The 12,764-nt window shown below is 40.0% G+C and carries 5 protein-coding genes; all 5 read right to left on the minus strand.

Annotated elements, in window-relative coordinates; translation table 11 throughout:
* Window positions 1–7 precede the first annotated feature (7 nt).
* Window positions 8–3,250 (minus strand): VCBS repeat-containing protein, encoded by a 3,243-nt coding sequence (locus Q0983_RS06675; RefSeq protein ID WP_299550503.1) that lies wholly within the window; start codon window positions 3,248–3,250, stop codon window positions 8–10.
* Window positions 3,243–6,569, minus strand: a complete 3,327-nt coding sequence (locus Q0983_RS06680; RefSeq protein ID WP_299550505.1) for a VCBS repeat-containing protein — start codon at window positions 6,567–6,569, stop codon at window positions 3,243–3,245. Before Q0983_RS06680 ends, Q0983_RS06675 begins: the two co-directional genes overlap by 8 nt.
* A 171-nt stretch (window positions 6,570–6,740) precedes the next feature.
* Window positions 6,741–8,252: a RagB/SusD family nutrient uptake outer membrane protein gene (locus tag Q0983_RS06685; RefSeq protein WP_299550507.1), complete on the minus strand. Its 1,512-nt coding sequence runs from the start codon at window positions 8,250–8,252 to the stop codon at window positions 6,741–6,743.
* A gap of 13 nt (window positions 8,253–8,265) precedes the next feature.
* Window positions 8,266–11,289, minus strand: coding sequence for a TonB-dependent receptor (locus tag Q0983_RS06690; protein WP_299550509.1), 3,024 nt, complete (start codon window positions 11,287–11,289; stop codon window positions 8,266–8,268).
* 501 nt (window positions 11,290–11,790) lie between these two features.
* Window positions 11,791–12,666 (minus strand): AraC family transcriptional regulator, encoded by an 876-nt coding sequence (locus Q0983_RS06695; RefSeq protein ID WP_299550511.1) that lies wholly within the window; start codon window positions 12,664–12,666, stop codon window positions 11,791–11,793.
* Between the last annotated feature and the right edge of the window lie 98 nt (window positions 12,667–12,764).

A 12,764-nucleotide genomic window follows, 5' to 3' on the forward strand; every position in this document is an offset into this window, starting at 1 on the left:
TACGAGCTTACTTAATTTTATAGATCTGAACGTCATCATTGTGAATTACCGCTATTAAATAGTTGTTATTGTTATATATAAATGTTTCCAGTTTGGTGACTGCTTTATTAAAAAAATCCAGCCCTAATACATGTCCGAGTTGTATCTGATCATCCTGAGAGATCAATGCTCCTAAAAAGCCGTCAAACCTGCCATGATAAGGTTTAATGCCAAAATAATTTCCGGCACACAATACGTGCTCCGTTCCATTTATGTTGACTCCGGTAAAGCTATTTATCGGGGACACCTGCAACTGGCTTTCAAAAGGTTCAAACTGAAAGGTACTGTCGTTGTTTTTTAAAATACCGGAGGCCAACTGGGTCACTTTAAAAACTTTGCTTTTTTCCAGAACCTCCTTGTCAAAAACCATATCAACAGGCTTTCCTGCAAAATCTTTATAAGCTGTAAACTTCTTTTTGGTTAAACTGATCAACTGGGAGCTTAGTTCATCCAGGTCGTCTATGGTGAAATAGGTGCCATTTTTCTCAATGGCCACAATGGTTTCCGTCATGCCATTATCATCAAAATCATCATAGTACATAAGCATGGGGAAGGCCTCTGAAGCTTTGAATTTTGTATTTGTCCCCCAATTGCCCAGTAAATAATCCTGATCGCCGTCGCCATCTATATCAAACGGAAAGATAGCTCGCCATAAGCCGTTAGAGCCGGAAGCCAGATATTGATGGGTATTATCTGTGAATGCACCATTATTATTTTCCAGGAACAAGGGCTGCATCCATTCGCCAACCACGATAAGGTCTTGTTGCTGATCATTATTAAAGTCGGTCCATACGGCATCCCTTACCATACCTAAAGGCCCAAGGGATCTTTTTGTAAATACACCATTATTATTTTCCAGGATATAACTTTCGGGAATATTTCCGAAATCATTTGATATGGTGGCATTGCCGACAAAAACGTCCAGATCGTTATCTGCATCAAAGTCGAATGCTCTTATTACCGCGGTATCGTCATACCCTTCCGGCAGTTCCAGTGCTCTTAAGGCATGATTATCCAAAGTGTATAAACTGTTTTGAAGGGGCTTTGATTTTCCGTAAAACTCACCGCCTCCAAAACCCACAAAGAGTTCATTTTTGGCATCGTTGTTAAAATCAGCAACTATGGCAGAACTGGCTTCATACAGCGCAAAATTTTCAATTAAAGTATCTTCCAACTTAACAAACCCTGTCTCTTTTTGTAAATAAATTTCCGAAGGTTTGTGCTTGGCATTTCCAAAGTAAACATCGTCTTTACCGTCATTATTGAGATCGCCAACAGCCAGCGCCGGCCCCCGGTCTGATACCTGATAAGGTATTAATTTATGGCGATTAGAATCTATATAGTTGTTTTCGGAATGCTTAAAGTGGATCCCCAAATTATCCTCAACTTTCACAAATACAGCCTCGGCCCCGGACCTGGAAGCCTGATACTCATAGGGCCTGTCTTCTTCACCGGGTGTGATCACCAGTGTTTGATTGGATGCTACATTTTTCAGGGTCTTACAGGTTCTATCCGGCCAAACCACCTTTAGGGAGTCTATAACCGGCAGCGTATCCAATCCAAAATGTAAAATAGGCTGGGATGAGGATTGAAATCCCCGTTGCGTGAAGAGTTCTTTAAACTGAATCCGGTCATTGTGATATAAAAATACTTTAGTGCCAATACCAAATGCATTCCCCTTGTTATAATTGAATCTGATCTTAAGGGAGTTTGTTTTCTCCGAAGCCTTGTTTATATACAAGCCGGCCGGTTCGTTGATATTATTGGTTATGAGGTCCAGATCGCCGTCATTATCCAAATCACCATAGGCACATCCTGTGGAATAGGATGCCTTTTGATCCACCCAAATATCGGTTTCATTTGAAAACTTCAACGCCGGACTTCCTGAATAAAAGTTGTTCTTTAGTTTCCCATCGGGCATATAATCAAGTGCTTCTTTATCAATTAAATTGGTGGTCTCAATTTTCTTTTTCACCTGATCATTTGAAATATACCTAATGTAGTCAAGATCATTTGGACGTTTTGGAACGCCATTGGCAATAAAAACATCCTGAAGGCCGTCCTGATCATAATCTGAAATAAGTGCGCCCCAACTCCAGTCGGTAGCGGCCAGATTACTCAACAAAGCCGTTTCCGTAAAGCTATTGGCTCCCTGATTAATTTGCAGCATATTTCTCGCATATTGGTAATGGTATCCGAATTGCCCCGTTCTGAGATTTTGAATTTGAATGTTGTCGTCACCGGCCGAAGCTTTTAAAATGCTTTCATCTTCGGGTAGCATATCCAGGGTGACCAGGTCTGTAAAGCCGTCATTATTAATATCGGCCGCATCATTACCCATGGAAAATTTACTGGTATGTCCAAAATGGTTCTTTAGATCTTCGGTAAATGTGCCGTCGCCATTATTCAAATAATAATAATCGTCTTCATGAAAATCGTTGCTCACGTATATATCGGGAAAGCCATCCTGGTTGAAATCCGAAATAGCCAGCCCCAAACCATAACCGTTTGCTCCTCCGAAGATACCGGCTGCTTCACTGACATCCACAAATTTATTATCGTCGTTTCTAAACAATTTATCACCGCTTTCATAGGTTCTGTTATGCCTTATAGCGGCCTTTCCAAAAGAATCCTCATTATGTATGGCATGATTTAACAGGTACATGTCTAAATCGCCATCCAGGTCATAATCAAAAAATGCCGCGGAAGAGCTATAATTGTCCAGGTCTAAACCAAATTCTGCGCCGCGTTCCGTAAAGGTCAGGTCGCCGTTGTTAATGAATAATTCGTTTTTACCGTTAAATCCGTTGGTGCCTACAACGGCACACACATAAATATCCAGCAGCCCATCACCGTTGACATCTGCCATGGTGACCCCGGAGTTCCAGTCGCTTTCCCCCTGTACTTTTGCAGCTACAGTTATATCTTCGAATTCCAGGTGCCCTTTATTTAAAAAAAGCTTGTTCTTATTCTGATTGGAGGTAAAATAAATGTCGGGGAGACTGTCATTATTAATGTCACCAATAGCAACGCCTCCGCCATTATAGTAGTACAGGTAATCCAATATATTCTGACCTAAAGTGTCTTTTAAGACATTGTTAAAATGAACCCCGGTAGCCTCGGGTGATGCCATGGCAAAAAGTTTCTGATCGTCTTTTTTACAACCAAAAAGCAGTAATACACCTACTAAAAAAAGTAAAAACCTATTCATTATTGACTTTAAATAGTTTTGGTTGCTGATTATTGATCCCTACTATGAGGCGCATCCCTTCTTTTGTTTTTAAGGCGGCTATATGCTTCACTTCACCCTCAACAAAAAAGCCGGATTCCTTATAGTTTACCCAGGTAAAATTGCCCTGGCCATTTCCTAATAACAGCCCTCCATAATTAGAATCCAATCGGGCGTACTGTGGTTTTAAAGCGTGGTTATTTCCTCCAAGCAAAATATCCAAATGCCCGTCTTTATTAACATCAAGTACCTGCACCGAATTTATACATGAAAATTGCACCTGTAGAGGCAAGGGCTCCACCTTATAACTTCCATCTTGACTGCTTAAAGCCACTACACTTTCTGAGGTGTTTACTTCCCTGAGGATAGACTGAGAAATAATGTCTTCTGAAAAAAGGTCGTTAATGGATTTGGTGGCATACTCCGAAAACTTAAGGTTCTTCTTTTTTAATGATACGATCTGCGCTGTTAATTCATGTTTGGTAATGATAGGCACATCGGTTCCGTTTACGGTTTCCGTAAGTATTTGTTCTATGGTACCGTTATTATCAAAATCATTTATATACATCTTGATGGGTACTTCTCCTGAAGGTTTATAGGGGATGTTCGAGCCCCTGTTACCCATTATAAAATCCGGTAAACCATCCTTATTCACATCTGCCGTCTCTATGGTATTCCACCAACCTTTGAGGTCGTTCAATGTGGTTGGATACAAAGCCAGTTGCTTACCGTTATTCCTGAACACTTTTAAGCTTCCCCAGTCCTCAACCAAAACAAGGTCTTTTTTGCCATCGCCGTCAATATCTTCCCAGGTAGCATCGGTAACCATTCCTAAAGTATTAAAAGCATAAGCTTTCCTTTGGGTAACATCCTTAAACACGCCCTGGCCGTTATTTTCCAGTAACAGGTGTTTAGCATTAACACCATAAATGGCAGGAACACTTCGGCTGCCTATAAAAACATCCAGGTCGCCATCGGCATCAAAATCGCAGGGCAAGATCACAGAGGTATTGTGAAACGTGGAGGTAATTTTATTTTCACTTTCAGTAAAGCGGCCCTTACCATCATTCAGGAACAAACGGGTTTTATAATTTTTATCATCCTCCGGCTGGTTCCCTCCCGAACCGATCATTAAATCCACATCCCCGTCGTTATCAACATCCAAAAACACAGAGGCCGTATCTTCAAGGTTCTTATATTTTTTAAACCCGGGGGTTTCTATTTGATCAAAATCTCCTGATGCTGTCTGCAGGTATAGGTTCCCTTCCTGGCCTTTGGCTCCCCCTGTAAAAACATCATCCAGACCGTCATTGTTGACATCGCCTACAGCAATGGTGGGCCCTTCTTTTGAAAGCATCTGGTATATTAAGCCCTCATAGTTGAAATCCACATGATTGTTTTCCTGATGGGATTTAAATGTGTGCTCCTGAACTTCAGAAATGAAGGTCCCGGATGCTTTTAATATACCTCGCTCTTGTTTTACCGCATCCTTCTGATCCACAACATAAACCTGATCAGGCTCCAAATTAAAGATCTTTTGCGTGGTATCATCCGGCCAGATCACTTCCATGGAATCAATGGTCCTCTGACCTATACCAATGGTTTGAACGTAGTCTATAGAAGACTGAAAGCCTCTGGAAGGGATGACTTCCTGTATTATGATTTCATCGCCGGAAAACATTTTTATGGTGCTGCCCACACCGAAAAGATTGTTTGACGTTCCTTTTAATTTTACTTTAATATGATGGTTTAAGGTCTCCGTATCGGCATTGTTCCTGTACACCAGTGCTTCCTGATTAACATTACTGATGACCAAATCCAGGTCCCCGTCATTATCCAGGTCCCCGTAAGCCGCACCGTTAGAAAATGTTGGTTTATCAAAGCCCCATGCTGCACTCATATTGTTAAAACGCAAATCACCCGAATTTTTAAAGGCGTAATTGGTAATAGGCGTACTGGGCATTTTATTAATAATATTAGACACCTCTTCTTTTTTTCCCGTTAACACCATATTCTGAATGATGTCATTGGCAAAGAAGTTCATAAAATCCTGGTTTGTAAGGTCATGATAGATGCCATTGCATACATAGATATCTTTAAAGCCGTCATTATCCATATCGAATAACAGCGCGCCCCAGCTCCAATCGGTTTTTGCAACTCCACTAAAGTTGGCTATCTCGGCAAAACGATCATGATCAATATTTAGCTGCAAAGTGTTTTGCATGAATTGATGATCAAAGTCCAGACCGAGCTTTCTCCTGTAAATGTCATAAGTCTCAAACTGTGTAGTCTCTTTAAGCCTTTTATTGTGCTCCGGCAGCATATCGGTAACAAACACGTCGAGTTTACCATCATTGTTGATATCTGCCATATCTGCGCCCATTGAAGACTGGCTTGTATGGGATGTCCAATTTTCAACAGACTCTGTAAATGTTCCGTCCTGATTATTAATGTACAGGTAATCGCGTTCATAGAAATCATTGGAAACATAAATATCGGGATAGCCGTCATTGTTAATGTCTCCAACGGTCACCCCCAGACCAAAGCCTATTAAACTTCCAAAGATCCCGGCTTCTTCACTGACATCAACAAATTTACCGCCCTCATTTCTCAGCAGCTTATCACCGCCTCCTTTTAAAATGCTTGCCACATCCCAGTCTTTCGCCCTGAGATGCCTCTTATTGGAATAGTTCAGTGAATTCACGGGGATAAAACTATTGTTCAGGATATAAGCATCCAGGTCCCCGTCCTTATCATAATCAAAAAAAGCGGCATGTGTGGTTAAACCGTTTTCCGCCAGATTGTAATCTTCAGCTTTTTCGGTAAATGTGAGATCACCGTTATTTATGAAAAGCTCATTTTTTAAATTATCTCCTTTTACGTTTCCAGCGTTACATACATAGATATCTAAAAAGCCATCATTATTAATATCAATAAAAACAACTCCTGTGGACCATATGTTAGTGCCTTCAATGTTGGCCTTTGATGAAATATCCTCGAATTTGAGCCCTCCTTTGTTGAGGTATAGTTTGTTTGGTCCCTGATTGGCAGTAAAATAGATATCGGGGAGGCCATCATTATTGATGTCCCCAATAGCAACACCGCCGCCGTTATAAAAATTCCGGTAGGTAAAAATGTTCAGATCCTTTTCGTTTTCTATGGCGTTTAAAAAGGTAACACCTGTATGATCTGAACTTATTTCACTGAACAAATTATTAGCTTTGGTGCGCTCTGTTTCTTTGTTTGCACATGACAAGCAGCATATGCAATAAAAAGACACCAACAGGACTCTGTAAGTCATAATTGAATTAAAAATTTAAACCTATTAAAGTTAAGATACTTTTTTGTTAAATAGAAGAAAAAAGAGGAATGTTAGTTCCTCTTTTCCTTCATTTAACCTTGAAATCAACATTCAAACTAAACTAAACTAATCTATTCACTTCTCATCTTAAGAAACAATCTGAAAACTAAACTAATAACCAGGGTTCTGGCTAAGGTTCGGGTTTGTACTTAATGCCGTTGCCGGTATTGGGAAAATAATTTTGGTTCTGTCTGATGTATTGGATTTTTCCTGTACCGGATCCAGGAAGGTTCCGAATCTGATCTGGTCATTACGTCTCCATCCTTCCCAATACAATTCCCTGGATCTTTCGTCCAGAATATCAGCCAATGTGCTTCCCGTATAAACGCCATCCACGCCACGAGCAGCTCGTAATGTAGTTAGAGGCGCTGAAGGATCATTACCCATTCTTGCCATAGCCTCCGCTTTCATTAAATATATATCAGCCAACCTGAAAATGACGTAATCATTTGCCGGTCTGTCTAAATTACTGTAATCCGGAATATATTTAACTACCCGCATACCCTTCTCTTCGGTGGAATTGGCTAAACTAAAATCCTGACTGTAAACCAACGGATTATCCTGCCTGTCTAATATGGCGGTTCCGTTTTGATCTACCTGAGCTCCTAAAAGCATCCCTGTTTTAAGACCGGACACATCGGTTAACCCGGTATAATCGCCTCCCATTCTTGGGTCACTTGGATCAAATTTATCATACAGGTCTGTTAAACCTACAAAACCATTCCATCCTCCCGGATTATGATTGTAGTGTAAAGTCATATAATAAAACCTTCTCAATTCTCCACCTGTGACATTATCATTTTCCGAAACAAAAATATTTTCAGTGCTGAGGGCCGTATTATTTGGCGCAAACATGTCAAAGTAGTTGGATTGTAAGGTAAATGGCCCTGCCAATACATCATCGCAGTAATCAATTACCTTTTGCATATCGGCATTATCAAACGTAAACGGTCCGGCTTGCGGTGTGCCATCTTCATCTGTAGCCTTATATACGGCCCTATTAAGATATAGTTTGGCCAATAACGACGCTGCCGCATATTGACTGGCTGTGTTGTTTGCCGAAGTACTCGGCATATTATTATAAACCGCTTCCAGTTGATTTATGGCACGGTCTATAGCTTCTGTTCTTTTAAGAACGATAGGAAATTCTCCATAATTAGATCCCGGCTCCCTATAGGGTACCTGACCATAGATATCCAATGCGTTAAACATATAGAAACTTGAATAAAAGGTTGCTACCGCTTCCTGTTCCGTAGTAGGATTGTTTGATAGTGCATCAATAGCGGCAAATAACCCTCCTAAAATTTGGTCCCACGCCTGAGTAACTCTCGGATGTGATGAATTCCACTGATGTAAATGCAAGGCTCGCCATGCACCTCCGTCATCCCAATCAGATCCTCTGGTAGGTCCGGCCATCTCATCTGTTGGATGCTGCTGCAACGGATACTGCCAGTCTGTTTGTTGAAATGATCTTAATTGATTATATGCTGAAGATATCTGTCCGGTTACAATTTCCTGCTCACTTAAACCGCTTTCTTCCAAAAGCCCGTCTAAATCTTCTTCCAGGTCTGTACAGGAAAAAAGGAATACCGTACTAATAGCAAAGATTATATATTTTTTCATAATTATATTTTTTTTAAAAGTTTAAGTTTACTCCAAACGAAAATGAACGTGCTCTTGGGTAACCTGAATATTCAATACCGAAAGAAGGCACACCGCTAACTGATTTATTCGTATTTACTTCCGGGTCAAAACCACTGTAAGGTGTAATTATGAATAAATTCTGTCCTGTTAAAAATAGCCTGGCACTTGATAAATACTCGCCTACTTTGCCCAGCTTTTCCGTATCAATGGTATAACCAATACTGGCATTTGACAATCTAAAGAAATCTCCTGATTCTAAGAATCTGGTAGAAATGATCGGACTCGACCCTGGGTCTTCTCCGTTATTTACCACGCTTGTAATAACGTTCTCTCCTCTATTCAGTGCACTTGCGTTAAACAAGGCATTTGCAGTATTGTTATACACCTCATGTCCGTAGGCACCATAACCATTAATAGACATATCCCAGTTCTTATAGCTAGCTCTTAGATACAGACCAATATTCATATCCGGGTTTGGATCACCAACAAAAGCCCTGTCGCTTTGTCCTCCCGGCTGATCAAAATTGGTATCTACCACACCATCACCGTTGGTATCGGCATAAGTGGCTGCTCCACTGGAATCAAATCCTGTAAATACAGGCAGGTAGAACGCATATAAAGGTTGCCCGTCATACAGTAACTGTAAATTCTCTCCTGATAATCCCTGACCTGCCGCAGAACCTGTAGATGTTCCGAATTGCGTAAAGGCCTCTTTACCGTTTATCTCATTGTTCAGGAACGAAATATTACCACCAAACTCCAAAGAAAAATCTTCCTCACTGATCGCCTTGTAGTTTAACCCTATTTCTATCCCGGAGTTTATGATCTCATCATCAAAATTTGCCCAGGAGAACGATCCTACCGGACCTGGCTGAGACACCGGCAATCTGAATAATAAGTCATTTGTGTTCTTTCTAAAATAGTCGATGCTACCACTTAACTTTCCATCGTTAAATCCAAAATCAAAACCAAAATTCAACTGTGTTGTGGTTTCCCATTTAAGATCCGGATTACCGATATTAAGTCGTGTTACACCGCCACCATCCTGAGGCACGAAAACTTCTCTGGCCGCCTCGGCGTTAAATTGCTGGTTACCGGTTTGTCCCCATCCGGCTCTAAACTTTAATTCGCTGATACTTTCCGGTAAGAACCCTTCTTCATGAATTTTCCAGGCCAGAGCAAACGACGGAAAATATCCGTATTTATTATTCTCACCAAACCTACTGGATCCGTCAGCACGAACCGTGGCCGTGAAAATATATTTGCTCTGGTAATTAAAGATCCCTCTCGCAAAGAATGACTGTAGCGAAATAGGAACAAAACCTACCAATCTGCCCACAGGGTCATAGGATAAAGACGCTCTGTCGTTTCTTTCCACGGTTCCTGCCGCAAAAATATTTTGTAAATAAAACGCCTGATCATCAAAATCAAAATCCCTTAAGGTCAAGCTTTCTCCACTACCTCTGTACTCCTCATAAGAGTGCCCTATAACGGCATCTATATTCAGGTCCTCGGTAACATCCTTATTAAAGGAAAGCGTATTTGTAAATAACTGGTTGGTGAACCTGTTATTAGTAGTGTTGGCATAACCTCTGCCTAAAACCGTATTGGTGTTAAATAATCTAGACACCGCTATACCTCTGTAGGTACTTGTTTTATCAAAACCATAAGTAAACTGGTACTTTAAGTAATCTGTGAATCTTAAGGTAGCTTTAACGTTTCCAAATAGCTTTGTTGTTTCGGAATTATCATCAAAATATTCCAAAAATGCTAACGGGTTTCTTTGGTTGTCAGAAGGCTGAACAAAGGTACCGTCTCCATTAAAAAAGGATTGGGTTGGATTCCACTTTAAAGCCGACGTCATTAAGTCACCTTCAGCACCAATGGATTCTGATAATGCCGTTGCTTCACTTTCAATCTGGGAAGCAGTTAAGGCCGCAGATATCTCTAACTTATTATCAAAGAACTTTTGAGAAATATTGGTGTTGAATGTGTATTTATCAAGTCCGGTGTTCTCAATAACACCTTCTTGATTAAGCAATCCTAAAGACACTCTGTATTTACCTGATTCAGAACCTCCCGAATAAGATAAATTATGCTCAGTGGTCAATGCATTTCTTGATATTTCGTCAAAAGCATCTACACTTCCACCTGCGTTAGCTCCTGAATTGGCGCTGGCGTACTGGCTGGCATTTAACAGATCATACTCTCTGGTAACCGCTGATGTAGTTGCCGTAAATGAATAATTTATTTTACCATCTCCCCTTTTACCGGATTTGGTAGTAATGATAACAACACCATTTGCTGCCCTGGAACCGTAAATAGCGGTAGCAGACGCATCTTTAAGAATGGAAATGGATTCAATATCATTGGAGTTGATAAAGTTCAACGGGTTTTTAGCACTACTTTCTCCGGCAATGTTACCCGTATTCGTTCCCGGAGAATTGGTATCATTATTAAATGGTACACCATCAATAACGTATAACGGATCGTTTCCGGATCTCACGGATGATGATCCCCTGATACGAATCGTAGCTCCGGCACCCGGCTCACCACTTGAGGTTGTAACCTGCACACCGGCCGATCTACCTTGTAATAACTGATCCGGCGACGTTGTAACCCCTTTGTTAAAATCATCGGCACTAACCACATCTACAGCACCGGTGGCGTCTTTCCTTGTGGTACTACCATATCCGATAACAATAACCTCATCCAACTTGGCAGCATCTTCTGCAAGGGTGACATCTATTGTAGATCTGCCGTCCACAGCAACTTCCTGAGTTTTATATCCCACATAACTATAAATAATGATAGCGTTGGGATCTACGTCTTCCAATGTATAATTACCATCAAAATCCGTTTGGGTTCCATTAGTTGTTCCTTTTACAATAATATTAACTCCGGGCAGGGGTCCTGAAACATCGGAGACAACACCCGTAACGGTTTGCCCATAGATGAGACCTCCCCAAAGAAGTAGTATTGAAAAGATAATTCTTTTGAGTTGTTTGTTTTTCATGTTCATATTTAATTTAATTAGTTTAAGAATCGTCGGTTTTTTCCTTACCAATTACGAATTTTGCCTTTTTGCAGAATGAAACCAAAAAAAACTCAGAAAAACACTTTAAAATCCACCGAAAACGTTTTCGAAAATTAATTATTCCATTAATTAAAACCTTAATATTTAACAATATACCATCTTTTAGACAGCTATATTATTATATTAATAATATAAATTAATATACACTGTAGGATTTACTATAAGCGCCTCTAATAAAACCGAATGCTATATTAGCCTGATTTAGTACTAAAATAGTAATTTTTGCAAAAATACGACTATATTTAATCAAAATAGTGCTATAAAATGGCTACAGGGATATCCATATTCCGGTTTTAAGGATTTCGGCTCCTTTTGGCTATAGTTGAAACTATTTAAAAACTTCAAAAAATGCCAAAATCTAAAATTGAAACATCCCTGCGCCTTCAGGGCTCCGGTAAAAAATGGAAGTTTCCATGGCAGTTACTTTATAAAATCTACAAAGCCCGTTTGATTCAGGCTTCTGTAATTCTTGGGCGTATCATTGACCATGCGTTTAAAAACCTTGTTAAACTGCGTAATACTTTGATAACCGGAATCAAAAGCAATCTTGTATATAGGGATGGAAGAGTTTTGTAATTGATAGCAGGCATAATTAATTCTCAGGTCGTTGATATATTCAATAACCGTCTTACCAATGTACTTTTTGAAAAACCTGCAAAAAGAAGCCTGGTTCATGGATACCAGATCTGACACCTCCTCAATGGTGATGCGTTCTCTATAATTGTCATGCAAATAATTACACACTTTTTCTATTCTGCCTTCGGCCTTTTTTGAATAGTCCGGAACATAAACTTTGGACACCAGCTCTTTCCTAGCCTCAGAGGTGGCCATAAGATTTAATAAATTAATAAGTGCCAAATATTTTTCCAAGCCGGTTCTCTTATCCACCTTGAGCAACAAAGACTTAAATTTTTTCTCTTTGGTCAGATCAAAACTCAAGCCTCGTTTGGACCTGTCAAGTAAATCAAATAATCCCTTAAACTCAATGGACTGATTTAAAATATCCTTCGCGTGAAACTGGATGACATAGACTTCCATATGTTTCGAAGATTTATTAAAAATTTCGCTTGACACCCAGGTATGCGGCAAATTACTTCCCACTAACACCAGATCGTCCCTGGTAAATGGTTCTATACTATCCCCTATGATCCTGTGCCCTTCACCCTGCTTAATATAGCATATTTCCACCTCCGGATGATAATGCCAATGGACACCGAAACTCTTAACTTTCACCCAAAAATCACCAAAAGAATTTTCGGAAGTTTTACTGGATAATTTTTGATAACCGACCCTCATGTAGACTTATTTTGACCCAAATATGAGCATAAAAAATAATTTATGCAAAAATTCGACTATACTTAGCAAATAAAAATGTAACTTTTAGTCCCTTAACG

The organism is Seonamhaeicola sp. (genome assembly GCF_028281565.1).
Classification (GTDB): Bacteria; Bacteroidota; Bacteroidia; order Flavobacteriales; family Flavobacteriaceae; genus Seonamhaeicola.

Bases quoted from the DNA above. Each gene is read 5' to 3' on its own strand.
- Q0983_RS06690 (WP_299550509.1), bottom strand. From the start codon at position 11,289: ATGAAAAACAAACAACTCAAAAGAATTATCTTTTCAATACTACTTCTT.
- Q0983_RS06675 (WP_299550503.1), bottom strand. From the start codon at position 3,250: ATGAATAGGTTTTTACTTTTTTTAGTAGGTGTATTACTGCTTTTTGGT.
- Q0983_RS06685 (WP_299550507.1), bottom strand. From the start codon at position 8,252: ATGAAAAAATATATAATCTTTGCTATTAGTACGGTATTCCTTTTTTCC.
- Q0983_RS06680 (WP_299550505.1), bottom strand. From the start codon at position 6,569: ATGACTTACAGAGTCCTGTTGGTGTCTTTTTATTGCATATGCTGCTTG.
- Q0983_RS06695 (WP_299550511.1), bottom strand. From the start codon at position 12,666: ATGAGGGTCGGTTATCAAAAATTATCCAGTAAAACTTCCGAAAATTCT.